At 56.5% G+C, this 26928-nt stretch carries 28 protein-coding genes and 1 tRNA gene; 10 read left to right on the top strand and 19 right to left on the bottom strand.

The window, feature by feature from the left end:
• Nucleotides 1–8: 8 nt before the first annotated feature.
• The 8 genes from ACZ500_RS11305 to ACZ500_RS11270 all read right to left on the bottom strand — a co-directional run bounded on the left by ACZ500_RS11305 (nt 9) and on the right by ACZ500_RS11270 (nt 9010).
• A complete protein-coding gene (locus ACZ500_RS11305; RefSeq protein WP_464232584.1) occupies nt 9–686 on the bottom strand; it encodes a DUF2225 domain-containing protein in 678 nt (225 codons plus the stop codon).
• 93 nt (nt 687–779) lie between these two features.
• On the bottom strand, nt 780–2000 hold the full coding sequence (locus ACZ500_RS11300) for a threonine ammonia-lyase (RefSeq protein ID WP_464232583.1): 1221 nt from the start codon (nt 1998–2000) through the stop codon (nt 780–782).
• Nucleotides 2001–2334: 334 nt separating this feature from the next.
• Nucleotides 2335–3009, bottom strand: a complete 675-nt coding sequence (locus ACZ500_RS11295; RefSeq protein WP_464232582.1) for a deaminase — start codon at nt 3007–3009, stop codon at nt 2335–2337.
• A gap of 205 nt (nt 3010–3214) precedes the next feature.
• Nucleotides 3215–3922, bottom strand: a complete 708-nt coding sequence (locus ACZ500_RS11290; RefSeq protein ID WP_464232581.1) for a TonB family protein — start codon at nt 3920–3922, stop codon at nt 3215–3217.
• Between the two features lie 10 nt (nt 3923–3932).
• The gene (locus tag ACZ500_RS11285) at nt 3933–4340 is read right to left on the bottom strand and encodes an ExbD/TolR family protein (RefSeq protein ID WP_464232580.1); all 408 of its coding nucleotides are present in this window, start codon (nt 4338–4340) and stop codon (nt 3933–3935) included.
• A gap of 10 nt (nt 4341–4350) precedes the next feature.
• Nucleotides 4351–4962, bottom strand: a complete 612-nt coding sequence (locus tag ACZ500_RS11280; protein ID WP_464232579.1) for a MotA/TolQ/ExbB proton channel family protein — start codon at nt 4960–4962, stop codon at nt 4351–4353.
• Between the two features lie 171 nt (nt 4963–5133).
• Nucleotides 5134–6906, bottom strand: a complete 1773-nt coding sequence (locus ACZ500_RS11275; protein WP_464232578.1) for a hypothetical protein — start codon at nt 6904–6906, stop codon at nt 5134–5136.
• A gap of 97 nt (nt 6907–7003) precedes the next feature.
• Nucleotides 7004–9010: a TonB-dependent receptor plug domain-containing protein gene (locus tag ACZ500_RS11270; protein WP_464232577.1), complete on the bottom strand. Its 2007-nt coding sequence runs from the start codon at nt 9008–9010 to the stop codon at nt 7004–7006.
• A 134-nt stretch (nt 9011–9144) separates the two neighbouring features.
• Between ACZ500_RS11270 and ACZ500_RS11265 the strand changes: the two genes are divergently transcribed.
• Entirely contained in the window at nt 9145–9267 is a 123-nt protein-coding gene (locus ACZ500_RS11265; protein ID WP_464232576.1) for a hypothetical protein, read from the top strand.
• 291 nt (nt 9268–9558) lie between these two features.
• Here ACZ500_RS11265 and ACZ500_RS11260 read toward each other — a convergent pair whose 3' ends face one another.
• On the bottom strand, nt 9559–10578 hold the full coding sequence (locus ACZ500_RS11260) for a hypothetical protein (protein ID WP_464232575.1): 1020 nt from the start codon (nt 10576–10578) through the stop codon (nt 9559–9561).
• A 679-nt stretch (nt 10579–11257) separates the two neighbouring features.
• Here ACZ500_RS11260 and ACZ500_RS11255 point away from each other — a divergent pair.
• Nucleotides 11258–11488, top strand: a complete 231-nt coding sequence (locus ACZ500_RS11255; protein WP_464232574.1) for a hypothetical protein — start codon at nt 11258–11260, stop codon at nt 11486–11488.
• Between the two features lie 369 nt (nt 11489–11857).
• On the opposite strand, the gene ACZ500_RS11250 is transcribed toward ACZ500_RS11255, so the two are convergent.
• The 8 genes from ACZ500_RS11250 to ACZ500_RS11215 all read right to left on the bottom strand — a co-directional run bounded on the left by ACZ500_RS11250 (nt 11858) and on the right by ACZ500_RS11215 (nt 17110).
• Nucleotides 11858–12205 (bottom strand): hypothetical protein, encoded by a 348-nt coding sequence (locus tag ACZ500_RS11250; protein WP_464232573.1) that lies wholly within the window; start codon nt 12203–12205, stop codon nt 11858–11860.
• 217 nt (nt 12206–12422) lie between these two features.
• Nucleotides 12423–13532 carry an AAA family ATPase gene (locus ACZ500_RS11245; RefSeq protein ID WP_464232572.1) on the bottom strand — a complete coding sequence of 370 codons (1110 nt, stop codon included), beginning with the start codon at nt 13530–13532 and terminating at the stop codon, nt 12423–12425.
• A gap of 439 nt (nt 13533–13971) precedes the next feature.
• A complete protein-coding gene (locus tag ACZ500_RS11240; RefSeq protein ID WP_464232571.1) occupies nt 13972–14499 on the bottom strand; it encodes a hypothetical protein in 528 nt (175 codons plus the stop codon).
• Nucleotides 14500–14685: 186 nt separating this feature from the next.
• Nucleotides 14686–14889, bottom strand: coding sequence for a hypothetical protein (locus ACZ500_RS11235; RefSeq protein ID WP_464232570.1), 204 nt, complete (start codon nt 14887–14889; stop codon nt 14686–14688).
• A 359-nt stretch (nt 14890–15248) separates the two neighbouring features.
• Nucleotides 15249–15333 (bottom strand) — tRNA-Leu (locus tag ACZ500_RS11230).
• Nucleotides 15334–15697: 364 nt separating this feature from the next.
• A complete protein-coding gene (locus tag ACZ500_RS11225) occupies nt 15698–15922 on the bottom strand; it encodes a DUF2080 family transposase-associated protein (protein ID WP_464232569.1) in 225 nt (74 codons plus the stop codon).
• A complete protein-coding gene (locus ACZ500_RS11220) occupies nt 15919–16713 on the bottom strand; it encodes a hypothetical protein (RefSeq protein ID WP_464232568.1) in 795 nt (264 codons plus the stop codon). Before ACZ500_RS11220 ends, ACZ500_RS11225 begins: the two co-directional genes overlap by 4 nt.
• Before the next feature lie 265 nt (nt 16714–16978).
• On the bottom strand, nt 16979–17110 hold the full coding sequence (locus ACZ500_RS11215) for a hypothetical protein (protein WP_464232567.1): 132 nt from the start codon (nt 17108–17110) through the stop codon (nt 16979–16981).
• 311 nt (nt 17111–17421) lie between these two features.
• On the opposite strand from ACZ500_RS11215, the gene ACZ500_RS11210 reads away from it, so the two are divergent.
• Entirely contained in the window at nt 17422–18168 is a 747-nt protein-coding gene (locus ACZ500_RS11210) for a hypothetical protein (RefSeq protein WP_464232566.1), read from the top strand.
• Nucleotides 18165–18992, top strand: a complete 828-nt coding sequence (locus tag ACZ500_RS11205; RefSeq protein ID WP_464232565.1) for a hypothetical protein — start codon at nt 18165–18167, stop codon at nt 18990–18992. Before ACZ500_RS11210 ends, ACZ500_RS11205 begins: the two co-directional genes overlap by 4 nt.
• Before the next feature lie 156 nt (nt 18993–19148).
• On the opposite strand, the gene ACZ500_RS11200 is transcribed toward ACZ500_RS11205, so the two are convergent.
• A complete protein-coding gene (locus ACZ500_RS11200; RefSeq protein WP_464232564.1) occupies nt 19149–19379 on the bottom strand; it encodes a hypothetical protein in 231 nt (76 codons plus the stop codon).
• Nucleotides 19380–19501: 122 nt separating this feature from the next.
• Between ACZ500_RS11200 and modA the strand changes: the two genes are divergently transcribed.
• The 6 genes from modA (at nt 19502) to prxU (ending at nt 25710) form a co-directional block, all read left to right on the top strand.
• On the top strand, nt 19502–20455 hold the full coding sequence (gene modA / locus ACZ500_RS11195) for a molybdate ABC transporter substrate-binding protein (protein WP_464232563.1): 954 nt from the start codon (nt 19502–19504) through the stop codon (nt 20453–20455).
• Nucleotides 20456–20554: 99 nt separating this feature from the next.
• On the top strand, nt 20555–21355 hold the full coding sequence (locus tag ACZ500_RS11190; protein ID WP_464232562.1) for an ABC transporter permease subunit: 801 nt from the start codon (nt 20555–20557) through the stop codon (nt 21353–21355).
• Nucleotides 21345–22265, top strand: a complete 921-nt coding sequence (locus tag ACZ500_RS11185) for an ABC transporter permease subunit (protein ID WP_464232561.1) — start codon at nt 21345–21347, stop codon at nt 22263–22265. Before ACZ500_RS11190 ends, ACZ500_RS11185 begins: the two co-directional genes overlap by 11 nt.
• A 12-nt stretch (nt 22266–22277) precedes the next feature.
• Complete coding sequence (locus ACZ500_RS11180) at nt 22278–23300, top strand: ABC transporter ATP-binding protein (RefSeq protein WP_464232560.1); 1023 nt, start codon at nt 22278–22280, stop codon at nt 23298–23300.
• Nucleotides 23301–23325: 25 nt separating this feature from the next.
• The gene (locus ACZ500_RS11175; protein ID WP_464232559.1) at nt 23326–24669 is read left to right on the top strand and encodes an alginate export family protein; all 1344 of its coding nucleotides are present in this window, start codon (nt 23326–23328) and stop codon (nt 24667–24669) included.
• A gap of 321 nt (nt 24670–24990) precedes the next feature.
• The gene (gene prxU / locus ACZ500_RS11170) at nt 24991–25710 is read left to right on the top strand and encodes a thioredoxin-dependent peroxiredoxin (protein ID WP_464232558.1); all 720 of its coding nucleotides are present in this window, start codon (nt 24991–24993) and stop codon (nt 25708–25710) included.
• Between the two features lie 335 nt (nt 25711–26045).
• Here prxU and radC read toward each other — a convergent pair whose 3' ends face one another.
• Nucleotides 26046–26780 (bottom strand): RadC family protein, encoded by a 735-nt coding sequence (radC, locus tag ACZ500_RS11165; RefSeq protein ID WP_464232557.1) that lies wholly within the window; start codon nt 26778–26780, stop codon nt 26046–26048.
• Nucleotides 26781–26928: the final 148 nt, after the last annotated feature.

Genomic DNA, 26928 nt, shown 5'->3' with positions numbered 1-26928 from the left:
CGCTCGGGTCAATCCCACCCTCTGTCGCGGATGTATTGCTTTGGTTCGGTTTTCTGCTGGCGGGCCAGGTCGACAAGCCATTTCAAATCCGGATCTTTTTCGGCGGCCTCTATCGCCAGATCATACCACGAGCCCGCCTTTTCGATCAGGCCGCCGCGGCGGTAATGTTCCGCAGCGAGGTAGCGGATACGGGCAATTTCGTTTTTGTTCAACCGATTGTTTCCCAGCGCCTTTTCCAGCCAGGCGCCTGCTTTTCTGCGAAGCTCGATGGCCTTTTCGCCGTTTTTGGCGTCCTCGGCGCACCAGGCCGCGAACTGGTAAAGCCGGGCCACTTTTGTCTCTGCCTCTCCTTTCAACTCCGCGATCCAGGCCGCATGCTCTCTATCGCGTCCCCGGTAGGTGTCGGGTGTCCCCAGCGAAGGGGTGATGTGCTCCGAAACCCGTTTTTTCACTTTCAATCTGACTTTCAGACGGGTGAAAGCAGGCAAGTCGAAATCCTCATCGAATCCAGCATAGCCGCAATAGGGACAGCTTTTTACTGCCACGCTCTCCGGCTGAATCCCAACGGCCTTGTGACGCAAATCGGTAAACAACGAGCCGCACGTGTTGGTGGAAACCATTACCCTGCCCTCAAAACGCTTCCCGCAGCAGGGGCACCTGAACTTTCGCGTTATAAAACGGGTCATGGGTCCTCCCTCTCGATTCGTCTTTAAATCAGGAGGTCCTGTATTGATGACGCCAGCCTGGCTAGGTCTTCGGACAAGAGCCTCCGCCCGGCCTCAGTCCGTCTGCTGCTCCACCCACCGGCCCTCGATGCCCTCCGCCCGGAGACCTTCGACCACCGCGCGCATGTGGGGAAGCCCCCGGGTCTGGAGGACGAACTCCACCTCCGCCGACTGCAGGGGAAGATTGACAAAGGTCCGTTGATGCAAGACTTCGACGATGTTCGCTTCCAGCCGCCCCAGCACGGCTGTGACCTCCGCCAGCGAACCGGGTGAGTCGGGCAGTTCGACTGTGAGGCGTCCGAGGCGGCCGGTGCGGACCAGGCCCCGCTGGATGATGGTGGAAAGCACCATGAGGTCGATGTTCCCGCCCGAGAGGACCAGGCCCACCCGGCGGCCCCGGAAGCGCGCGGGGTTTGCGAGGAGCGCTGCGAGCCCGGCGGCGCCGGCGCCTTCCGCGACCGTTTTTTCCACCTCCAGGAACAGAAGGACCGCTTTTTCTATATCGTTTTCATCGACCAGCAGGATCTCTTCCACAGCCTCCCGGATAATCGGCAGGGTGAGGCGGCCCGGTGATTTGACGGCGATCCCCTCGGCGAGGGTCGAACGTCCGCAGCGGATGGGCTCGCCTGCAAGGGCCTGCCGCATGGAAGGATAGCGCGCCGTCTGCACTCCGAATACACGGATGGCCGGATTGATGGCCTTTGCAGCCAGGGCGTTGCCGGCGATGAGCCCCCCGCCTCCGACCGGAATCAGCAGGCACTCGAGGGCGGGCTGCGCCTCGAGGAACTCCAGGGCGACGGTCCCCTGGCCGGCGATGATCCTTTCATCGTCGTAGGGGTGAATGAGGTGAAGCCCTCGGCGTGCAGCCGTCGTGCGTACGAACTCGCCGGCTTCGGTGAGGTCTTCCCCGTGGAGGATGACCTCGGCCCCGAACCGCTTTGTATGCTCGACCTTGACATGCGGGGTGAAGCGGGGCATGACGATGACGGCGGGTATCCCGAGCCGGCGGGCGTGGTAGGCGACGGCCTGGGCATGGTTCCCGGCCGACATCGCGATGACACCCGCGCTGCGCTCGCTCGGGCTCAGACTCAAGAGTTTGAAGAGTGCGCCCCGCTCCTTGAAGGATCCGGTGAATTGCAGGTTTTCGAACTTGATGAACACCTGGGCGCCGGTGATCTCCGAAAGCGTCCGGGACGGGGCGCAGGGTGTCCGGGTGATGTGTTCGGCGATGGCCCGAGCCGCTTCCCGGATCGTTTCAAGGGTGATGGCAGCCATGATGTCCTCCATGCCGGTGGAAGGATTCGTCCTCCCGTGCACCCAATGAGCCGGACACACCGCTAGCGCTGTGCCGGTTCATGTTTCCACATCGAAGGTAGCCCAACACGGCCGAATTGTAAAGCAGCGCATCCCTGCCCGGCATCGGCCGGGGGACGGCGCGCCATGCGAGGAACTCTCCATCCTATGGAAGGTGATCCCTGCCTTTGCCGAGGCGTCGAAGCTCTCCTCGAGATGCTGTCAGACCCGGAGGTTTGCCGTGTATCTTCGGACTGGCCGGAAGGCCGGTCGGGGAGCGCCGTCTGAAAAGGGATGCTTCCCACGTCAGGGAATGTCACTCCGTTTTGGTTATGCGCGCCGCATAGTGGCCGAACAGCTCGATGGCGATTTTCTTGAGTTCGGGAGAGCAGGAGGCCGGGCAGTAGAGCCGGCCTCGAGCCATGTCCCTCCAGAAGGGCGGGAGCTGGCTGATCCTGCCGCACATGCCCCCCATGGGGTCCGGAACGGCATAAAGCGTCTTTTTGATGCCGGCGTTGATGATGCGTGTCAGGCACATGGGACATGGCTCGAAGGAACTGTAAAGGACCAAACCGTCCACCTGCCTTGGATTCTGGGATGTGCCGTCAACGCTCCTCTGGATGTTGCGGCGGTTCTCGAAGCGGTTCAAGAGGTCCATCTCGGCGTGCAGGTCGCTTCGGAAGTGCGGCGAGTATTGCCTGTTGTGGCCTCGTTCAACGATCTCCCCCGTGCTCTCCATCACCAGGCAGGCACCCACTCCGCCGCTCCCTTCCTGCTTGCCCGACACGGCCTCGCGCAGCGTCACGAGGATGAACGGGTCGTCCGGGTATCTTGGATCCGGAGTATAGGCCTCGATACGCTTCAGAATGCGATCCAGATCGGGGGCCGGCGCGGCAGGGTCTTCGGCCGGGCAGACCGAAGGGTGCAGGCAGAACAGAAAAACCATCGCAATGACAACATATCCCCGAAATCTTCGAATGTGGTACGCCATACCGTCGCCTCCGATGCAAAAAAGATTCATGTCGTTCAGTCGATGCGGCTGAAACCCTTCAGAATTCTTTTTGGTGCCATGATCGAAGCTCGCCGTGGATTTTCGGTTCATGAAATCGCTGAAGGGCGGCTCCTTCCTTTAAACGGTGCGCTTTATTGGGAAATAAGCGAACCGCAATCTGTTCCCTCGAATGATGCTCCTTGGTTCAGATCAGTTCGAAGACCGCGGTGAACATCAGCGGGATCTCCTGGGTGAAGAGGCTTGCCGGGGGCTTCGGGAACGGGGCTGCCTCACGGACCGCCCGAAGGGCTGCCGTATCGAGGTCGGCGTGCCGCGAGGACTCCACAATCTCGAGGTTTCGGATATTCCCATCCAGGGTGATCACAAATTTCACTTTTACGCGGCCCTGGATCTGCATCGCCTTGGCGGCCTCGGGGTATTTCTTCTGCCGTTCGATCTTGAGTCGGACGATTTCGAGATAGCTGGCATGACTGCTAAATTCAGGCGACGGCTCTTCAATGACCGGGGAGGCCCATCGATCGACACGGACGGAAGGCGCTCCGGGCACCCGGGGGATCGCGATACGCTCGACCAGGCTGTCCGGCGCCTGGGTGTCCACGGGCTCCACCTTCATTGGTGTGACGGAGGGAATGGGCCGCTGCTGGACAGTGGGCCTTTGCAGTTCCCTGGGTTCGGGCGGCGGGGGCCTGAGACGGGGGCGGGGGATGTGACGGGTGATCGATTTGGGGATGTCCTGAACGGTCAGTTCGATGTAGTCGAGCACGCTCGATCTGTAAATGCCGGCAATATGGAAAAAAAGGATTGCGTGAACGCCCATTGAAACCAGAATGAGGCTTCTCAGGAGCCAATCGGGCTTTTTCTTCTTTCCTGGAGGGTGCAGCGAGGTCGTCATCATCCGATCTTCAGAGATCCTTTTCCGTGGCAAGGCAGAGCCTGCCTGCTCCTGCCGCCTTGGCGATGTCCATGACCTTCACCGCCTTGTTCAAGATCACGGTGCGGTCCGCCCGGACCACGACGAGGCTGTCCTCGTTCGTGCCGATCATGGCCTTGAGCCGGTCGAAAAGGGCGGCCAGCGATACCTCCTCGGTCCCGATATAGGCCCTTCCTTCCGGATCGACGTAGACGGTGATGACCTCCTCGGTCTGCGGGGCCGCAGCTTTGGCTTGGGGAAGCTTGATCTTGATTCCTTCTTCGACCAGGAAGTTCGTTGTCAGCAGAAAATAGATCAGGAGAAGGAAAACGATGTCGATGAGGGAGGTGAGGGGGATCTGCACCCCGCTCTGGTTCTTGCGTCTGGGGCGGTTCAACATAATCGTCCTCCTAGGATGACTTTCGCGTGAGCGCCTTGATGAACGAGACCGTCCCGTCCTGAAGCCGGGTTTCGAAGGTGTCCACCCGGGAGATGAGGTAGCTGTGGGCGACCATCGTCGGCAGGGCCACGGCGAGTCCGAGGGCTGTCGTCAACATCGCTTCCCAGATGCCGCCGGCCAGCACGGACGCATTGACCTTGCCGCCCATCTGCTGGATGACCATGAAGGCCTTGATCATGCCCAGGACCGTCCCGAGAAGGCCCAGGAGCGGCGCCACGTTGCCGATGGTCGCCAGGGCCTGGATGTTGCGCGAGAGCGAACGAATTTCTCCATCGGTTGCGTGGTTGATGACCGTGTCGATCGTTTCCCTGTCTTGATCCTTCACCTCCATGGCCTGAACGAGAATGCGTCCGAGGGGGGTGCCGCTCGCACTTGCAAACTCATAGGCCTGGTGATTTTCACCGTTTTTCATATGTTGAACCAGCTTTTCGAGAAACCCGTCCCCTGCGATGTTCAATCTCGCAAACCGGATCAGGCGCTCGAGAAAAATGGCCAGGCCCAAAACGGAGCAGAAGAGGATGGGCGCCACGAGGATGCCACCCTTTTGAAGAAATTCGATCATGAGATCCTCCGAACCGATCGACAGTTGGCCTGCCGGTGAAAAACCGCGCAGCGTCGCCACGCCGCCTTCAAGTTGACGCCGAAATCGGCAAAAAAACTCTTTTTACGATGGAAACCGGATCAGCACCGATCCGGAATGGATTTCCCGTTGAAACCCGTCTTCCAATCCGGACTACGGCTCCTCGAAGACGTCGGGACGCCCGTCCAGATTATAGTCCTTCGAGCGGCGCACCAGCGCCTCCGCTTTGTCGTACTCCTCCCAGAGGTCCGGTTTCCCGTCGCCGTTGGTGTCCTCCTCGAGCCGGACAAGGCTTCCCTTCTCATAGTGGTACCAGATATCGACCTTGCCATCGCCGTTCCGGTCCTTTTCGGCCCTCACGGCCTGTTCAGCCTCATCGTAGAACCACGTGAGGTCGAGGACTCCTGAACCTCCTTCGCTTTCTTCGCTCTTCACGAGCTTGCCCTGTTCGTCGAAGTGTTCACGGAGGTCCAGCCCGTCGTCGCCGTCCTCGTCCATTTCCTTGAGCCTGAGGATGTCCCCCTGGTAGCAATAGCGCGCCTCTGCCGTGCCGTCGCGGTCGGTGTCCACCTCGATGACCCTCGACCAGGGGGATTCTGCGAACCGTTGGACCGTCTCGAAGAAGCCGTCCCGGTCCCGGTCCTCTTGGCTCTTGAACTTCCGGCCCTTCTTGAAAAGGATTCTGGAGGTGATCGAGCCTTCGCCCGCTTCGTCCCGCTCGAGCTTCACCAGTTCGCCCATCTCGTAGTACTCCCAGGCATCGATCCTGCCGTCCAGGTCCGAATCGTTTTCGACCTTCTCCTTTTGACCTTGATCGTCGAACCGGATGGTCGCGTCGGTCTTCCCGTCCTTGTTTCTGTCGACCTTCTGCCATGAAGGCTTCCCCCCTTTGAAGAGGGTTTCCGTGTCCTTGAAGCCGTCATTTTCAGTGTCGTAGAGCATTCGGGCGGGGACGCCCCGGTCGAGAAAGGTGACCCGGTCGATTCGGCCCTGATGGCGGGTGTCTTCCTCGATTGTTTGGAGGAATCCGTTTCGGTCGAGCTGGAGAAACACGTCCATAACCCCGTCGAAGTTGGTATCTTTTTGCTGTCTCGCGGGGGTTCCTTTCTGATAGCGCGTCACTACATCGATACGGCCGTCGCCGTTGGTGTCCTTCTTTTCCTCGAGGGGTTCTCCGTTCCGGAAGGTCATCAGGGCCTCGAAGCGGCCGTCATGGTCCAGGTCCTTCCGCTGCTCCTGCAGGGACCCCCGGAGGTACACCCGCACGGTTTCCGCCTTGCCGGGGGCGTAAATCCCGTGCCGGCTTTCGGACGGCAGGCCGTCGGCGCCATAGAAGATCATTTCATCTACCCGGCCGTCGCTGTTGGTGTCAGCGCGTCTTTCCACGGGCTTCTCGGCCTTGAAGAACTCCCAAACGTCGATCTTGCCGTCCTTGTTCGTGTCCTTGGTCACGGAGGCGAGTCTGCCCGCCTCGTACTGGTAAACCGTGTCGAATGACCCGTCTCCCGTGGTGTCCTTACGGATGGTCAGCGGGCGCTCGTTTCCGTCGAATTCGATCACCTGCTCCAGACGGCCTGCTTGGAGGGAGGCGCTTTCATGCCTGACCCGTTTTTCGGCCTCGAAATAATCCCAACGGTCCACTTTCCCGTCGAAGTTCCGGTCGGCTTCGACCCTGACGATCCGTCCGTCTCTGTAGTATTGGACGCGGTCCATGACCTCGTCGCCATTGGTGTCCACCTCCAGCTTCGAAATTTTCCCTTTTGTGTCGAAATGAGCGACCTGGTCGGTTTTTCCGTCCTTGTCGCTGTCGCTCTCGACGATTTTGTCCTTGGCCGCGGCAGGGGGAGACGGCAGGCAAACGGCGCAGAGCATCACCAAAGCACTGAGCAGAATGGCATAAAGCCGTTGGTTGAGCAAAGTAGGCATGTTCGTATACGCCCTGTGGAAAACAAGGGGGAAGGTCTTGGCCGAGCAAAAGGCAAAACCTTCCCCAGTTCTGCGTGCTTCTCCTGTAGACTCCCGTCTAGAAAGTCCCGCGCAATCCGCAGAAGAAGGTCCTGCCTTCCCTTGGGAAGCCGTAACCGGTCTCGTAATTTTCATCGAACAGGTTTCGTACGCCCACCTCGGCCACCAGGAATTTGCTGATTTCGGCCATGGCCTTCAGATCGAAGAGCCAGTAGCTGCCGAGCTCGGTCCACTCGAGATCAGCCTTCTGTTCCCATTGACCGGCGTTGTACTGGATCTTGGAGAAGAAGGACAGCCACTCGTTGGCCTGATACAGGTCGCTCAGGTAGATCTGGTGCTTCGGGGACTCCGGGAGATGGTCGCTGACCCGGTCCGGTGAACGGTTTTCAGCATCGAGATAGGTGTAGTGGGCTTCCAGCGTGTTGTCAGGCAGAAACTCCGATTTGAAGCCGAGTTCGAGGCCCTGATGCCTGGCCTTGCCGATGTTGTCGTAAAAATCGTTTCCCTGGAGTGTCGTCCGCACGATCAGATTGTCGACATCGGCGTAAAAGAGCGCAAGCGACGCACTGCTCTTCCACGGCAGAGGGCGTTCCACACCGATCTCGTAATTGACGGATTCCTCCTTCTCGAGGTTGGGATTGGGGGTGGCCGTTCCGAGCAGGGAGGAGTAAAGCTCTTTCAGGGTGGGGAACCGGCTCTTGCTGGCCACGGAGCCATGGAACTTCGTGGCGTCCTCAAGCGTGTAGACCAGACCGCCCATGGTGTTGAACACGTCATCGTCGTCGCGCAGAGGCCCCCCGTTGGCATACTTGGTCTTCTGAACATCGTAACTGATCCCTAAGACCAGATCCAGACGGTCGGCAAGGGCTATGGCGTCTTCAAGACCGTACGAGTAGGTCTCGGCTTCATATCGCTCCCAGGGAGTATCGATGTCGTCCTGCTCCTTGTGAACGTCTTGCTTGTAGTGGAAGGCAAAGCTCAGCGTGTTTCGGGGAATGTAGGTCGTTCTGAGGGTGAAGGAACCTCCCGGGGTGTAGTCGTTATACGTGCTGAGAAACGCATACTTCATGTTTTGGGAGTTGTAGGAGGGGTTGTCGTAGGAGTCCAAAACGTTGTAGTAGGTGTCGTAGTAAAGTCGTGTGTTCGCCGTCAAGTGATCTGTGATTTTGCTGTCCCCGATGAAGTAATAGGTCGTCTTTTCCCACTCCGTGAACCTCCAGAAGCGCTGCCGCTCGGTCGGCTGCACGTTGACCGGGAGCCCCCTTTCGCTATTCGTGTGTTGAACGCCGATGGCGTACTCGTGGCCTTCTGCTGGCATGAAGCCTACCTTGAAGGAGCCTGCAATACTTTGCATATCTGAGTTATCCCTGCGTTTTCCATCCTCGTAGTACCCACGGAATCCAGCCGGAACCCTGATCGGCGTAAAATCGTCCGACATCTTGAAATCGTCGTAATCGAGGCCTGAGATGCCGGCCATGACATAGGCATCGTTGATCCTGGAGCCGAGGTTCAAGCTCCCTGATGGCCCGTTTTCATCCACTTCGAACGAGTAGGAGCCTTCAAAGGGCTTGGAAGGTTTCATGGAAACGATGTTGATGACGCCGCCCATGGTGTTCGGGCCGTAAAGCGTGGATGCGGCGCCCTTGGTCAGGGTGATCTGCGAGATGTTGCCCGTCGAAAGCTCGCTGGCATCGACATATCCGTCCCAGGGAAGGTAGAGCGGGATGCCGTCGAAATAGATGGGGACATATCGCTGATTGAAGCCCCGCACATTGACGTACGCTTCGTTTCGTGTTCCGGTCGAAATGAACACCCCCGGGAGGGTTTCGATAGCCTCGGACACGCTCTGGGCGTTCGTCAGGTCCAGTTCCTGCCGATCGATGGTTTCAACCGTGGTAATCTGGGTGACGGTTTCAGCCTCCCCCGTCACGACCACTTCGCCAAGATCGAAGACCCCCGGCTCGGACGCGGCCTTTTCATCCTGTGCCAGGGCGCCCGGCAGCGACAGGGAAAAGACGAGGAAAAAACCCAAAAAGATTGCCTCAACAGTCTCTTTCACTCTCATCGCTCTCTCCTTTTTCCTCTGTTCATCAAAATAGTCTCTCTTTCCTTTCTTCCACCTCACCGCCGGGGCTAGTATCAGCCCCAGTTGAGTAACGGCGTCTACGACCATCCAGTTTCCAATCCGGAAATGTTTTTTTGGCCAATCTCGGCGTCAATCTGCACGTTTGCTTGTGTGGCGACCTGCAAGTCGCCTCCGCGCAAACGCTTGATTTCCTTGATATTGGCAAACCGAGGCCCGCCGCGAAGCGGTGGGACTGAGCACGCGAAGCGTGTGAAGAAAAATCCTCATTTCCGGATTGGAAACCGGGTCCTGCCGGGAAATCATTTCCGGATGGAGACCATCTAGACATAAATCAAAAAAGATATATCTCTTGGCAAAAAAAAGATCACAGCAGAAAGCCCCCTTTACGTTGAGGAAGTCTTTCTTCGGATCTTTTCTTCCTTAGGTTGGTTCGACAGCCTCAAAAGGCACCGAAAGACGGCCAGCGTGAAAAACGATCGAATGACCTCGAGCCTCCGCATTTACAGGACACATCAAAATACGAAAGATCACTTCTGTGGGGACCCGAGAGAAATCACCTGGATTTTTTCAACGGCTTTTATATCGCGGTCGGCCATCAAATCGTCAGGGGGCACGAACATGAACTTCCCGTCCTTGTCGAGGGGTTCGCCATTGCGTTTGTCGGCGATGATCATCCGCTCCCCGGCAACATCCAGGAACACTTCGCCATAGGACATGAGCGAGCGATAGCCGTCAGGGGCCGATATCAGGAACACGGTGTTGAGGTCGCGCGTCAGACCGGCCTGATTCAGAACGGTCCTGAACTGGACGCCTTCCACGCGGTCGACCCCGTGGAATCCCCTGCCTTCACCCAAATGCCTGGTTTTCAGACTGCGCCTTGGGTGGTCGGGGAGTTCCGTAACCGTGACGGGATTCTTGACCGCACCCGTTATGACGAATTGCGGGGAAAAGAGCTTTTCCATCTTCTTTGACGGAACGACCGGTTTCAGATCGACCACCTCGATGCTGATGATCTCTTCGAGCGAGCGGTCCGCGTATTCATCGCCGCCCATGACGAGCTTTGGGAACCCGATGGTGCGGGAGAGTTGGTCGAGGCGCGGCTTGTAGACATCAGGCGTATGGCACACGGTGCAGTCCTTGTGGGGCATGATCGGCCGGGACGAAAGGCCTACAATGATTCTTCCCGGATTCCTGTAAAACACCTCTCCCCAGGAGAGCACAACCTGTTCGCCTGCCTTGTTTTTGACGACAATGGCAAGATCGACCTTCTTGTTGAAATCGGTGTCCCCCTTTCGGACCACGGAGGTTTCGAGAAGCGCCTTGAGCGGGACGCCCCGGTAGAAGAATGCTCCGCGGTACGTTCCGTCTTCAAAAACTTCGTTCAGCTGCACCTCGATGGATTGATAGAGGGCAAGATCTTTGATGGAAAGGTTCAAAGGGGCCTCGACGGCGCCCGAGATGGTCAAGGTTGCGGAGGTGTCCGCCCACGCCGGGGCAACCAGGAGCAGAAGGGCGGTCAGCGTGAATGCGAGAACGGTTCTTTTCATCGTGAATCTCCTTTGTTCTCTCAAGTTGATTTCAAGCCTGACGGCTAAAAGGTGCTGTTGTGGAGTGGAGGTTCTCCTGCGGGGTTTCTTAAGACTGGAGGATGCTGCACACTCAGGCCCATTTCAGATTCAGAGGGGATAGACCATAGTCCTGCCTTTGACAGGTTCAAGGTCGTCCACTGTGGGGTGATTGTTTGCCCCGAGATGGAACAGGCTGCTTCAGCATGTCCCCAGCGGACCTGGACCCATTTTCAACCCGCAGACGGGTTTTCCCAACCCGCCCCCCCGTTCGAGGGGAGGTGCATCGAGATGAGAAGCCAATCCCCCCAGGGGGAAGCGGAGGATGATCAACTCTACTGCACACCTTTGCTTTATCCAGGTTTCATTCGCCCAAGGTAAACGGACTGTTTGACTTATATCAATCGAGATATAAGTTTGTCTAGCGCAAAATGCACGGTGAAGCGAATTTTGATCATCGCCATGGTGGTAAGGCATGAATCATGAAGATGTGATCGGGGCTACCTCGGCCTTCCCTATAGTGGTTATGGAGAAGTTGCAGCCTAAGGATCTGTTTTGCGTTTGTCCACTTGAATGAGTCTTTCACGCAGGAGGTTTTCGATTTGTTGTTCAAATGAACATGGTTTCAAGTCCTTAAATTTATGCTAGTTTCCATCCGGAAATGGTCTTTTTGGCCAATCTCGGCGTCAATCTGCACGTTTGCTTGTGCGGCGACCCACAGGTCGCCTCCGCGCAAACGCTTGATTTCCTTGATATTGGCCAAAAATCCTCATTTCCAGATTGGAAACTGGGTTCTATAAGAAAATCATTTCCGGATGGACACTATGCCCAATCCGCCCTGATCCGATTTCAGATAGGGCAGGATCGTCCAGTCTTTCGCGTTGATTTGTGACCAGATCACACCCCGATATTGCAGTTCGGCAAGCGACTTTAAGTGGTCTGGGCAATTTTCGAAAGCACGCAGATCTTGTCGGCTGACACCAGGCAGGTAAAAGATCGGCGTCTGGTCCTTGGGCAGTGAAACATCCTCTGTACGACCGGCGATCACACAGCGTAGCCAGATGGCAGGTCCCATGCGCTTGTCGGGCGCATAGTCACCCAGGATTATGAGTTCAGGCACCTCGGTTTGAAGAACTGGGATGACAACCTCTCACTGACGATCACGATCCGACCCAGGATGCAGGCCGGAGCTACCTGGACCTCGGGATTGAAAACAGCGGCATCACGGACTGATTTAAGAAGAAGGTCAAGCACCCGCATCTCAAGAACCTGTGCCGGTTGATATGGGGACAATTCGCTGACGGTACTCGTCGCAGGCCGCAGCCAAGGAGGGAGGTGCATTTTTGGCCAATCCGGTTGTTTTGCACAGTTTGACTAAATTGGTGACCGCCGGTTGGCAGAGACGTTGTCGTTCCAGCTTTTCATAAGGCTTCTCCTCGTCAACACGCTCGCCATTTAGATAATGTATCCAGGCCTCGATATTCCGTCTCGGGACGCCAACGGCTACTGCCTCGTTGTCTTCACGGAAAGGAACGTTTTGGGTTTTGCACACCCCTTTGAATTCATTGATCCGATCCCGTACTTCTTTCGCATCGGCATCTATCAACACGATCAATCCGGAGGCTGCCTTTGGCTTTCTCAGCCGATAGATTTTGAGTTCTCTTGGAAACCTTCCCGCACCCACTGTTCGGCGGAGCCTTTGGCGGAAGGACTTTTCTCGATCCTCAATTCGCGGGTATCCCATCCCATTCCTTCCAAAAATCTCCTTGTGAATGCCTCTTGCTGGGAATCCTCGCAGAGAAGCACGATTCTCACACGGCGAATACTCATTCCGTCCACCCCCTGGCAATTTGCTCGGAAAGCTTCAAGTCCTCATCGATCTGTTCCGGCATTTTCTTCACGCGCGTTGGTCCAAGGGGATCTCTTTCTATCCATTTACCGCATTCCCGACCGAGATAATCGATCAGTTCCGGATGATGGCTGATGAGAACTGCCTGGGGAAACCCATCTCCACAGGCATCGTTAAGGGCCATGAGCCAGGGCTGGATTTCGGCCAGGGAAACGTAGTTTTCCGGTTCATCGAGAAAAACGGTATGTCCCAAATCTTTCAAGCCCAGGAGCAGTGAATATAGGACAATCAAGACACGCTGTCCGTCCGATATCTGTTCAAAATCAAAGAAAATAGGAGAGCTGCTTTGGGCTTCGTTGGTGAAACCGACTTTCATAATTTTGTGTTTGCCGGCCTCAGTCAATTTGAATGCATGGAAGCCAGGGATGGTACTGCGCAATTTTTGAGTCAGCTGGAAAATTTTGTCTTGGTGCTCCTGCGAGATATACCTGTACCAGGATGCGAAGTTGGTGCCATCGCGGTTGAGCCAGTCAGATTCTTCGGCGCTCTCCGATGTCATGGCCTTGGGCTGGAGGCTGAGAATAAACAACATTTCCACCCACTTCTTGAACCAGGTCAGCTTTTTATTGTCCGCCCTTGGAACGATGGTTGCCAGGGCAGAAACCGACCAGTCAAAGGAATAAACCGGGCCTGGCTCATGATCGTCGTGATAGAGTTTTACGTCGCCTTGCTTGAACTCGAATAAAGGCTTGCCGTCCAACAAAAGATGTTCGAGTTCAACCCTCTGCTTCTTGAGATCGGGATTGTGCGCAATAACCAGTTTATAGGAAAAAAGACCGTCCTCACCTTCCACATCGAGTTCAAAGGACTGTTCCGTCTTATTGACCCATGCTGTCAGGTCCTCCGGTGGAAATACTTCGCTGATTTTGGCGTTATCCACCATGAGATGGCGAATTTTGAAAAGTAGATCGAAAATGGTGGATTTTCCACCACCGTTAGGCCCCATAAGCAAAGTCAACTCGTTAAATTCGACCTCGAAGTTTATCAAGCAGCGATAGTTGTTTGCGTATAAACGTTTCAACATCATAAGTCTCCCTTTCCCTCTCGGGCTGTGAGGTTTTCTTTTATGGTCAGGTGGTGCTCGTTTATGCGGTCACCATTGAAAAGGAGTTCGGAGCCCGGTTGGACCGGGACTCCTTGTCTTCGGCTGTAAGTAGGCAGATCCAGAAAGGAAAAGGATTTGTTCGGGTGGCGCCCAAGACCTTCGGGTTGCAGGAGACATAGCAACGTTCTTTGCAGGCTGTGCTTCGAAGGTCTTGTCTACTCCAATTCCGTGCGGGGACCACATGATCAGTCAGCTTTGTCATATGTTGATGGGTTTTCGCGAGGCATTCACCAGAAAAGGAACGTTTCAATGGTTTGTCGTAGCGGCTTTTGGCTTCATCGTCCGCCTGGATCATCACGGCGTATCGTCGAGCATTCGATGGCTGCGGTTTTTGCCAGGCTCTTAGGAGACCTTTTTGGCCTTATTTCGGGTTAGCGCCGGGAGGATGAAAGCCATTCTTACCCACTGGCTCGGCTTGGTTTCCACTCACGGCGCGGGGCGCACCCGCAACGGCTCCTATATCCTTATTGCCGATGGAATCAAAGCCGCCAAGGAAGCCGAGTGCATGCCCGGAGTGAAAAGACTGCATCAAGGATCTGAAAATTCCGGAAAGGCCCCGTAGATTCCTGGTTATCACTTTGGCGTCGTCGGCATGTTGTCCAGGAATGCTGAGAAGGCCTTCTGTGTTCCATTGGTTGCAGAACTTCACGAAGGCACTGCAGCGCTGAGAATATTGCTGCAAAAAGGCGCCCCTGAGGATGAGGAGGGGAAGATCACCGTCGTCACCCTGATGACAAGCCTCCTCAAAAGCGTTGCAGAGAAGCTGACCGAGCCATGCGTCGCGGTACTTACTGGACGCGTACTTTGCAGTAGGTCCGGCCTTCCAGTCCGCAAAAGCATCGATCGGAGAACAAGGGCAAAGACTGCTCCACATCGTCACACGCGCCAAGGACAACATCGTTGCCTATGAAGAAGAGCCCAAAGCTCACACCGGCAGAGGTCGCAGGCCGAAACACGGCGAGAGGCTGAAGCTCTGGGAACTCTTCTCTGCAAATGGCAGCCTGACAGCCTAAAGCCTTTCGACTGTCAAGCAATATAACAACTTAAGGATAAAAGAATCCGCCCCATCTCCGGGTTAAACTGTCCGTTTCCACCAATATTTGCTTGGTTCAGCCCGAAAAGGGATGGAATTTTTAGCGGGTTGCTTGTAATTAGTTGAAAACACGTTTAAAACATCGAGAAAAATATCAATCGGCAACAAGACCCGCGCTGTGTGAGGATCAATATCGCCTTTGTGATCCGGGCTTGAAAATTCCTCGGCCTGGTAGATGTCCTGCATTGCATCGATATCGTGCCAGATTATCGGTTGCCCAACCTCATATATCGTTCGAATCCAATAATAGAATCCGCTGCCGCTGTACTGGAAAATTTCAATTAGATAGTGTCCATCCGGAAATGATTTTCTTATAGAACTCAGTTTCCAATCCGGAAATGGAAACTAGTTCAACACCTGGCCAAGCTTGCGGCAACGCCTGCGGATAACGCCTTTGAGGATTGATTCCCCGGGTTTTCGGCCTTCTTTCTCCTGACCAATTTGTGACCGACTTGCTCCAAAAAGGCCCAAAAAACCACCAAAAACTACAAATTTGTATAGTGGGAAATTTTTCTTGCCCTGTCTTAAGCGCCTGATTTTACACATGGTGCGAGAGAGGGGACTCGAACCCCTACCGGTTTCCCGACTGGATCCTAAGTCCAGCGCGTCTGCCAGTTCCGCCACTCTCGCGTTCGGGAGGTACTTTAATCTTTGGAGACGGTCGGAGTCAACTTTTTCTTGGGGTCGGACCAGGCGAAGTTATTGACTTTCTATGGAAAATATTTACTGAAGGCCGGTATGGGAGGCTTAAACCGTCATTTTCGGGCTGAAAACGTGACGGGTAGGAATCTTGACAGATAGAGGAGATGCCTTTGCATGCCGGCGATGTCACAAATTTTGGGGCACAACGGACCTGGGATCTGCCAGACTGCAAAGAATCTTGAAGTACGCTCGATAGGCCTTCCCCGGGAAACCAAAAACGGCGTAGAGGCCAGCCTGCCGGGTAATCATTCGGCGGAGGCGGGGGAAACAGCGGTTGAAGGGTGGCGTTTATTCACTCTAGCTTGATAATCTTGACTTTCGATCCGACCCAGTCAGGCGGGAGATAGACGCGACCGCTGTTGGTGCTCAGCTTCACGCTTTTTTCCAACATCTCCTCGCCGTAGACCTCAAATTTGACCCGGGGCCTCGCCGGGGTTCTCCCCGCCGGTCTCTTCCTGCCTTTGACCGGTTCCGGGCCACGTTTGTTCGAAAAATTGTCGGAGGTTGAAGCAATCATGATCGAAACCCGGTCATTTGTTGAATTTTCAGTCCCAATTTCAAAAAAACGCTCCGGTCGAAGCGGCACAAACGGCACTCCAGCATCTTGCGGTCATCTGAGGAGGCGCTGCGCATCCATAGATGCAAAGAAGCGGCATCTTCGAAGGAAGCGTTTGCCAGAAAGCCGATCAGGGAAGCAATCCGGATCTTACGCTTCCGGATGGATTCCAGATAATCCTCGGAAAAAGAGCGGGAATCCTCCATCTGCTTATACAGATAAGGCAAAAGCGCTTCTTTCTTGAGTTCAAGGATCGTTTCATTCTTCAGCCAGTCGATGACGTCGCTGGTGGAGCATCCATGCCGGCCGAACTGCTCGGTCAAGGGTTCGTGCCGGTGCTTCACGATTGGATAATCTTCGCCGCGAACGTGGATGTAAACCACGCGAGGGTTCAGCAGCAGGTCGCCTACGAGTTGGAATTCACAGGCGTCGGCGTAGTTCCCGGCACACAGGAGGGCCAGCTCCATCAACCGGGCGACGCTCAGCCAGTAGAGCCCATCCTGGATCGGGGCACATCGCTCCAGGTTCGCCAGCCGCTCTTCGAGGAACGGTTCGTTCAGGGCCGCTATCGGAGAGGCGGATTCAAGCGCCGCATTGAACTGTTGAATGAACGCGGTATGTTCCGAGGATGGAAGCGTCTCTGCAGGCTTTTGGCTGGCCAGGAAGCCGAAGGTTGATTTTGGAGGGTAGAGATAAGATAGCAGGCCGGTCTGCGCTTGGAGGCCTGTGGGGGACGAACAATGTCCTTTCATGATCGTGGTCCTCGGTCTGAAAAACGAAGAAAAACAGGTTGACAGATGGTTCAACGGTGACATATGTCGTTTTAGATATATGGTCAATGGAATTGTCTGTCAAGAAAAATGTCCGGATTGGTTCAGGCTTTCCGCCCCATGGTTTCGCTTCGAATCCGGGATTTCGGGGCTCAGGTGTTTAAAGTGTCCATCCGGCAATGATTTCCCGGTACAACCCGGTTTCCAATCCGGAAATGAGGATTTTTTCTGCACACGCTTCGAGTGCTCAGTCCCACCGCTTCGCGGCGGGTCCCGGTTTGCCAATATCAAGAAAATCCAGCGTTTGCGCGGAGACGACCTGGTGGTCGCAGCATAAGCAAGCGTGCAGATTGACGTCGAGATTGGCGAAAAAGGCCATTTCCGGATGGGAAATATGAGGTCTGAGAGGATCTGCGGTGTCCGAGTTCGAACCGAGGGTGGTCGGTGGAGATGAAATGTCCGGGGATGCTGGCAAAAAGTGTCATTCATAGTAATTTTTAGTTGAAAATGGTATTCACAGAAACCTAAAAAAATATCGTTTGACAGCAAGAACCAACTGTAATATGGAGCGACCGTATATGACAGTCACTGGCAGGTCCTTCGAGGCCGTGCGGCGTAGTCCGGGCCCCCTCGATGCGGGTTGGAATGGACACGGGAAAGGCGCTTTCCGGGAGGTTTTAGACAGGCCAAATGGAACCCCTCATTTTTCCAGGGTATGTCACGATGTGGGTCGCCTACGCAGCGACTCTCTTAACGATTTGCTTCGGATGGAACCGCCTTTCCAGAATTTTGTCCGTGGTCGGCGTCCTTCTGAATGGTTGGGTGCTCGCTGCGATTGCGCTGGTCTCCGGGCTTGCACCGGTCTTCGAGATATTCAGCGGGATTCTTTTCGCGACGTTTTTTTTGGGGCTGTTGGGCGCCTTTTTCAGCCAACCCGAAGATGGCGGACCGCGCGTCGGAGTCTGGGTGTGGACGGAGGTGCTCATCCTTCTGAGCGTTACCCTGTTTTTCCCTAAAGAGCCGCCCCCTTACCGCTTGCATCATGCGGAGTGGTGGGTCGTTCTGTTTCATGGGTTCCGATGCCTGGCCCTGGCCTCGGCCTCCTTCGCCGCGGCGCACTTCCTCGTGTTCCGATCGGGTCGCAGGGACAAAAAAACCATTAGACCGGTGTTGAACCAGGGGCGGAATTTTCTTCTCCTGAGTGCGCTTTTCTTCCTCTGCGCGGAATATGCCGGGATCCTCTGGTGTCAGAACGGATGGGGGGATTTCTGGCACTGGAGCACCGCCTTTTTTCAGTCCACCATCATCATTCTCCTGCTGATGGCTGCTTTTCACGTCCCTGGGAAGCCTGCTGTATCCAGTGATATCCAATCTCTTCTCGGGGTGATGATCCCTTTGGTCATGCTCACCGTCACGATCGTGAAGGCGCTCTCATGAAACGAAGCTTCGAAATCCTGTCTTCGATGCAGTTTACAGCGGTCGTCCTCGGCGTGCTCGTTTTCTGGTTTGCATGGGGGATCCTCCTTGCTGAGTGCGCGGACTACAAGGACGGGTTCCGGATCATGAACAGCGTGCTTGTCCCTGTCTGGTTCACAACGCAGAAACAGCCGCTTTTTCTGCTGAAGGCCTGGTTCCTCGGCCTTTGTTCTGCGATGTTCATCTTGGCGGTCAACCTTGTCTTCTGCTCGTGGAACAAACTGCTCCGGCTCATGAAGGGGAGCGTTCTCCGTTCCAGGCTCGTCATGTTGATCATCCATGTGGTGTTCGGCTTGGTGGCGCTCGGTCATTTCGGAAGTTTTCTGCTCGGATACCGCTATGAAAACATTCCGCTGCGCGAAGGTCAGTCTTTTGTGCTACCGGAAGGGGGTACTCTGGTCGTCGAGGGCATCCATTTCGAAGACGACTTGGCGCTACTTCACCAAAGCCAGAAGGATCATGTACCGGGCGCCGTGCTTTCGCAGGGTAATTTCTGCGAAGTGGCCTTTATGCGGGACGGAGAGGCGGAGGCCCGGGGCAAAGCCTATTTCATGAAACCCTTTGTCTGGAATGACATCCAGGTGACCCTGAAGCGCTTCACCCCGCCCAAAGGAGAGGGAAAGCAGGGTCCAAAGGCTCAAACGCCCGACGTCCGGCTGATTGTCAGCAGAAATCCGGTCAAGGGACTGGTGCTCTTCCTTTTTCCCGTCATGATTGCGGGGATCGGCCTTTACCTGATTATGACCTGGCGGACAGGGTCCGGTGGAAATCACAAAGTCTCGTGATAAGAGCCTGGAGGCCAAGGAATGCAAACAAGATATACAGCTCGGGCAGCTCGGATCTTCTTGGACGGGCTCCGATCCGCGTCCGAGATGCCGGATGCGCGAATGCGATGAGACCGTTGACTGCGGCCGGTTTTCGGCATGGTAAGGGTGATATTGCTATGATGTCTGACAGTTGAGAAAACGGAACAGAACCTCGGAGACAATCCCCGTCCCCGGCGTTCTCCTGAACAGGACAACGCACTGCTCGATCCCACCGGATATCCCTCCGGCCACGTCGGCGGCATAGACCTCCTTCCCCAACGGACCCACCTTTGCCACCCCTCGGGCGCGCATGGATTTCAAGCGCGAGCAATACGCTGAAGCCCATTGTCTGGCTGCCTGCGTCATAGCCTCCAATGGAAGACGTCGATCAAAGGCGTCGGATGTATACCCAACTCGCCCTGCGGGGCGGCTAAACTCAGCCTGCGCCTTGGTGGTGCGGTGTGACGGTTCAGCGAAAGGAGATTTACATGAAGGTGATCAGAAGTCTGGCGGTTCTTTGGGTTGTTGCCTCCGTTTTCCTTATCTCACAGGCATACGGGGAGGAAAAAGAGCTGCTGTTTCACGCGGGATTGGGTCAGAGAGGCGCCTTGAATGAAATCAAGACGATTTTCGAAGAGCAGAACCCATCCATCCACGTCAATTTCTCCTACAAGGGCTCCGGGTATTTTATCGCCGACATCACCCGGTCAAAGCAGGGGGACCTCTTCATGCCGGGCGAGGAGTTTTACCTGCTGCAGGCGGTGGAGCGCGGGTTTGTCACTGACTACAACCCCGAAACGGACATCCCCGCCTATTTTGTGACCGTGATCATCACGCCTGCGGGAAACCCGAAAAACATCACGTGCATCGAGGACTTCGCCAAGCCCGGTGTAAAGGTGGGGCTCGGCAATCCACGCTCCTGCGCCATTGGAATCTGGCATCAGAAGACCTTCGAGAAGGCGGGCATCTGGGACAAGGTCAAGGAGAATGCCACCCTGAGCGCCAAGTGCATCCCTGAACTGGGGAATGCCGCGCAGCACCGGGCGATCGACTGCACGATCGTCTGGGCGACAACGGCGGTGCTCTATCTGAGGGATGTGGAGATCATCCCGATCGAACACCAATACCGCGGGATTGTCCGGCTGCCGATCGGCATCCTGAAATTCGCCCGGTACGAGGAAGACGCGCGGAAATTGATGGATTTCATCCTTTCGAGCGAGGGCCGGGCCGTTTTCCACCAGCATGCCTATGCGATCGATCCTGTGATCCCTGTTGACGAGCGAGGCTTCTGTCTGGACGGGACGACCGACCAGGATATGCAGCACCTGGTCAACGCCGCCAAGGCTGTCAAGGAGGACTCGTTCCCGGTCACCCGGGAGACGGTGGGCGACCTGACAAGGGAAGTGTTGCGACAGAAGAAGACGAAGCGGGCCGGAGATTAGCCCGTTTCCATCCGGAAAGGATTTTTCGGGCCGCTCCAGGTATCCTGGGATTCCGGATCTTCGGAGGGCCCGGGAGATCCCGGGCAAGGAGGAATCAATATGACTCTGACATCTCGAGGGGGGTGGTGGCCGGCCTTGTGCACCACAACGGTCGCGGCGGTTCTGGCGGTCTATGTGTTGCTCGTGGCGAGCAACTGGATCTACCTCGGCTGGCACGACACCCTTTATTTTTTCTCGAAATCGCGGATGTGGGAGCGGTTCTGGCTGACGGTCTGGACGGCGACGGTCTCCACTTCCTTCTCTCTGATTATCGGCATACCGGCGGGATACGCGCTTTCGAGGTTCCGATTCCCGTGCCGGTATCTGTTCGCTACGATCATCGACCTGCCGATCGTCGTGTCCCCGGCGGTGGTCGGCGCATTCCTCTTCGGCATTACGACCCGGTTCCCGTTCGATTGGATCAGCGATCATTACGCCATCTACATCGGCCGGAACGTATACGGTGTGCTGCTGGTCCAATTTACGGTGACCGCCGCCTTTTGCGCCCGGCTCATGAAGGCGACCTTCGATATGATTCCCGTCAAATTCGAGATGGTGTCGAACAGTCTGGGGGCATCGCCCGTGCGGACCTTTTTCAAGGTCATTCTCCCGATGGCGAAAAACGGCATCATCGCCAGCATGATCGTGGTCTGGGCGAGGGCCGCCGCCGAGTGGGAAGGATTGATGCTCTTTGTCGGGGCGACCGAGGGGAAGACGGATATCATGCCCTTCGCGATTTATCTGGACTGGAATGGAGGGATGATGGGGTGGGTCACCTCGATGAGCATCGTCTGCATCCTGATGGCGGTTTCCGCGATATCGGCGATGAAGTTGATAGGAGGGAGGAGCAATGTCTGGTAAAAGGAGCAGCCGCAACCTGTTCAACCTGTTTTTCACCTGTTTTGCCGGCCTGCTGTTCTTCTATTCCGCCTACCTTTTCCTGAGCAACCTGGATCAGCTCTTCGTGGATCAGGCGGCCGTACAAACCCGTGAGATCACCGATGTGTGGGGCGAGGACCGTGAGATCATGAACCAGTTTGGAGGCGGCTTCTGGAAGGACGCCTATTTCTGGAAGTCGCTCAACCTGACCTTTGCGATCACGGTCCTGACGACCTTCATCGCGGCCGTGCTGGGTATCCCCGCCGCCTACGGGCTGTCGCGCTACAAGATCCCCGGCAAATCGTTCATCGATGTCCTTTTCTCTTCCCTCATGGTGATGCCCGGCTCTGTCATCGGCATCTGCCTGATCGTGATGTTCAACTACGGCCCTTTATGGAAGCTGCAGCAGGCCCTGGGTTTCAAGTTCGCCCACAGCATCTTCCCGGGGATGGTCATTGCCTCGCTGGTGCTCTCCTTCGCGTTCGGAATGAGCGCGTGGAAGGCCGCCTTCGACAGCGTCAATCCGCGTTTCGAGCAGATTGCCCGCTCGCTCGGCAGCAACCGCTACCGGGCGTTTCGCACGGTGACCCTCCCCCTGGCCAAAAGCGGTATCGTGGCTGGAATCATCCTGGCCTGGACCCGGGCGATGGCGGAGTTCAGCGCCGTCCTTTTCTTTTGCGGGACCTTTCGGGAACTGCCTCCATCGCGGTTTTCCGATTTGACCAGGACGCTGCAGATGGATCAGGCCGATTGGGTCTCGGTGGCCGTCTGGGCACAGGTGGAATTCGGCAATGTGGAATACGGTTTTGCGCTGGCCTTCGTTCTGGTGATCGTGGGGGGGATTTCGGTTTACGCCATGCACCGCATCGGGGCAAAGGGCTATGTCTGGTAAGGAGATGAGATCATGCTTGAAGTCAAAAAGCTCGGTGGCAATCTGGGGGGGTTCATCCTCCGCGACATCGACCTGAATGTTCCCAAAGGGGAGTACTTTTCGATCCTCGGTTCGACCGGCGCAGGCAAAACGGTCCTGATCGAGTATATCGCGGGCATTTACAAGCCGGATTCCGGCAGCATCCTGGTGGATGGGGAGGATGTGACATCCCTCTATCCGGAGGAGCGGAACATCGGATATGTCCCGCAGGACTATGCCCTGTTCCCCAACCTGACGGTCGAAAAGAACATCGCCTACGGCCTGGAGGCGAGGAGGATGCCGTCGGATCGGATCGCTCAGGTCGTTTCGCAGATGACTTCGCTGCTCCGGATAGAGTATATCCGTCATCGCATGCCCCTCAACCTGAGCGGCGGAGAGAAGCAGCGGGTCGCCCTGGGGCGGGCATTGGCGACCAGCCCGAGGCTCCTGCTCCTGGATGAGCCCTTGAGCGCCCTCGACGAAAACCTGAGGGGGGAGATGGCGAAGGAGCTGAGGCAGATCCAACGCGAGGTGAATGCGACCTTCATTCATGTCTGCCACAATTTCGAAGAGGCCGCCGATGTCTCGGACCGGGTCGCCATCATGGATGACGGACAGCTGGTTCAGATCGGCACCTTGAAGGAGATCATGGCCAGCCCGAAGAATGCGTTTGTGGCCAGGTTTGTAAAGTCACAGAATGTCTTTCCGGCTGAAAGCGACGGGACGGTGATCCGGATCGGCGGGCATTCCTTCCAAAAGAAAAACCCGTTCAAGGGAAAGGTCATCGCCGTGATCAGGCCGGAGCACATCGAGGTTCTGGAAAACGAGAACGGCGGTGATAACAAGGGATTTCTCGTGAAGGTCGTCCACACGCTGGATAAACCGTATTTCAACGAGATTACGGTCGATGGCGCTGTCCCGCTGGTCATTCACACATCGACCGAGAGGGTTTTCCACAGGGAAGACCGCATCAGGATACATATTCCACCGGAACATATGGTTGTGATAAAGGATTGATAAACCGTAAAGGGAGGAGATCGAAATGCCGTTTCGTATCAAAGTGTTCATCATGTTTCTTGCCATCTTTCTTTTCGGACCGCTGATGGGGCATCCTGAAGCGAAGGCCGACCGCCTGGACGATCGGTTGAAGGGCATCGCTTTGGGGCCCGGCAAGCTGGATTTAAGCGCCAATGTCCGTTTTCGGTACGAGTATCTGGACCAGTTCAATATCCAGACCTACGGGACGGGCCAGGACGACGAGGTCCTGCTGACGCGTGTACGGATCGACCTGGCGTACAAGCTGCCGCAGAAGATAACCTTCTTTGTGCAGTTTCAGGACGCGCGCTTCTTTTTCTCCGACCTCGACGAGGACGATTTCGGCCGGGGATGCCCTTATCTGGATGAACTCGATCTGCGGCAGGCCTTCATGGAGTGGCGCGAGATAGGAAAATCCCCGCTGGGCTTCAAGGCGGGAAGGCAGGCGATCCAGTACGGGGACAATCGGATCTTCGGCCCCGGAGACTGGGGCAACGTAGGCCGCTACACGTGGGATGCCGGAAAGCTGCTGTGGCAGAGCAAGGCGGTGGATGTCGATATCTTTGCCGGGGAGCGCATCTTCTATCTGAAGGACGAATTCGACGATGAACACTACCCCTACAAGGCCTACGCAGGCTACGCGCAGATCAAGTCGATTCCGGGGAACAAGCTCGATGTCTTCTATGTCGTGAAACACGATTCGGATGAGACCACCAAGGGCGAATCCGGACTCGGGGACTTGCTGGTGCAGAGCGCGGGGTTTTATGCCAAGGGAAAGTGGAACCGGCTGGATTACGCCTCCACCTTCGCCTACCAGTTCGGGGACTATGGCCGGGACAGCGTTCGCGCCTTTGGTTTCAACGTCGAGGGTGGGTACACCCTCCCGGCCCCATGGAAGCCGCGTCTGGCCGCTGCTGTCAGCTACGCCTCCGGAGACGACGATCCGAAGGACGGCAGGCACGGGACGTTCGACGGGGTTTTTGGCGCCATCGATCTATACTACGGCCGAATGAACCTCTTTTCCTGGATGAACCTGGTGGATCTGCAGCTCGGCGTAAGTGTAAAGCCAGCCGAGAAGATGAAACTGTCCCTCGATTACCACTATTTCCGCCTGGCGGAGGACCGAGACGCCTGGTACTACTGCACCGGAAAGAAGATGCGGTGGGACCCGACCGGGGCATCCGGATCGGAGCTGGGGGACGAGATCGATCTGATCTGGAAGTATCAGGTCTACCCCCGCGTCGGTCTGATGGCGGGGTGCGCGGGGTTTTATCCGGGGGAGTTCGTCGAGAAGACCGGCAGCCATGAAGATGCCTATTGGGCCTTCGGGCAGATCGAAATCAAGATCTGATCCGAGTCAATGCCATTGGAAGGGGGAGGATTCAGCTTTGAGAGCAAGAGCTGAATCCTCCCCCTTTTTCGATCTGTTTCATTCCACGATGCTTGTGCTTTTGGGCCGAAGACGTTAAGTTTATGGAGGCCCGTGACGGGGTTCAAGATCCTTTTCGAGCGTTTTGTCTCCAGTCCCCCATCAAAAAGATGTGCGATCGCTACGATGAAAACGGAGGGCTTATGCCTTTGGCGAATGAGCCGATGGGTGTCTTCTGCGATATGCAGTCGACCTTGGGAAAGATGAGTGAAACCGTTAACCTTCGCATAGAGGAGGATTTCTATGGCGGAAAAACCGAAAGTGGGCTGTGCGCGTCCAACCGGCGGTTTGGTTGGACAGTCAGACGACGCGAAAGAACAGCAACCTTCGACACCGGCAAGGGAGGAAAGAAAAATGATCCAGGTGGGAAAACCGGCCCCTGATTTTGTCGCCCCGGCTTATCACAAGGGCGAATTCACAGCCGTGAAACTCTCTGAGTGTCTGGGAAAATGGGTGGTTCTGTGCTTCTATCCGGGGGATTTCACCTTCGTCTGAGCGACCGAGATATCGGCGGTCGCCGATCGATATCCCGAGTTCCAGAAACTGGGGGTCGAGATCCTGTCCATGAGCGTTGACAGCGTCTTCGTGCACAAGATGTGGAACGACTATGAATTGTCCAAGATGGTCAAGGGCGGCGTGCCCTTTCCGATGCTTGCCGACGGCGGAGGAAAGGTCGGGCTGGCTTACGGGGTCTATGATCAGGATGCCGGGGTCGAGAACCGCGGCCGGTTCATCATCGACCCGGACGGCGTGATCCAGGGCTACGAGGTCTTGACGCCTCCGGTGGGACGCAACGTCTCCGAGAGTATCCGGCAGATTCAGGCCTTCCAGCATGTGCGGGCAAGCAAAGGGACCGAAGCGACTCCCTCTGGATGGCGGCCCGGCAAGCTCACCCTGAAGCCGGGGCCCGACCTGGTCGGGAAGGTCTGGGAGGTCTGGAAACCGGAAATGGAACGCGAATAACGCCTTTGGCAGAGGCTGCGTTTCGAGGGCCTCTGCAGCAGCAACGCCCCTGCCCACGGCGGCGGCCGTTCATGAAACGGCGCCGCCGTCGGCGTCTAAAGGCTTTGCCGCCGGTCGGTGCCCTTTGTCCGCGCCGGGTCTGCGGGGCATGGCGCCAAACCCGGTCGCGGCTGTTCGATGCCCCTTTTTGCGGTTCGCTGGCTCGTGTCCATCCGGAAATGATTTACCGGTGCAACCCGGTTTCCATCCGAAAAGGGTCCTTTTGGCCAATCTTGGCGTCAATCCGCACGTTTGCTTGTGCGGCGCATCGTGCATGTTCGGCCGGGACCGTCCGCTCAGACGGTCCGCAGGCGCTGGTCGTAATCCTCTGCATACCGCCGGATGAGCCCTTCGTCCGCGAAGCTGTAATAGGTGTTGTGCCCGATCACGATGTGGTCGAGGACTTGGATCATGAGGAGCCTTGCCGCCCAGACGAGGTCCCGCGTGAGGCGCTGGTCCTCCGGGGAGGGGGACGGGTCGCCTGAGGGGTGGTTGTGCACGAAGACGAGGGCCGCGGCCTTCAGCTCCAGGGCGAGCCCCATGACCTCCCGCGGATAAACGGCGCTTCCGGTCAGCGATCCGACAAAGAGGTCGCGGTCTTCGATCAGCATGTTCTTGCGGTTCAGAAACAGGACCTTGAAGACTTCCCGCTTGAGGTCCCGCATGCTGTGAAAGAGGTAATCGAAGATGCACCGCGAGGAAGAGAAAAAAGGCTGGGTTGCCGCCCGGTCCCGAAGATAGCGCGTGGCGACCTGATGGACGAGTTTGAGGTAGAGGGCGTTGCGAGCGCCGATACCGGCAATCGCGGTCAGTTTTTCGAGGGGCGCCGAGAGGACCGCCGACAGGCTCCCCAGGCGTTTCATGGCCTCCCGCGCCGCCGGTTTGAGGTCTCCCCGCGGCGTCCCGAGCGTCAGCAGAAACTCCACCACCTCTTCGTCCGAGAAGCGTTCGAGCCCGCCTTCCACAAAACGTTGGCGCATCCTCTCGCGGTGGCCTTCAACGCGTCTGCGCCATGCGGGTTCGTCCATCATCACCTGGCCGTTCGAAGCAAAAGGGGTTGATTGCCATTCCTGTGGCTGCGGGGGGCTTCAGTGAGGGCTTGGGGGAAAAGCCCGTTCGGGGGGGCAGCGTGAATAAAAGCGACAGACGATCCGCGCCGGGAAATGGGGATTGCCTGGG

This window comes from Desulfatiglans parachlorophenolica (assembly GCF_055394735.1).
The sequence above is the reverse complement of the archived record's forward strand: the minus strand, read 5'-3'. Positions and strand labels throughout refer to the sequence as shown.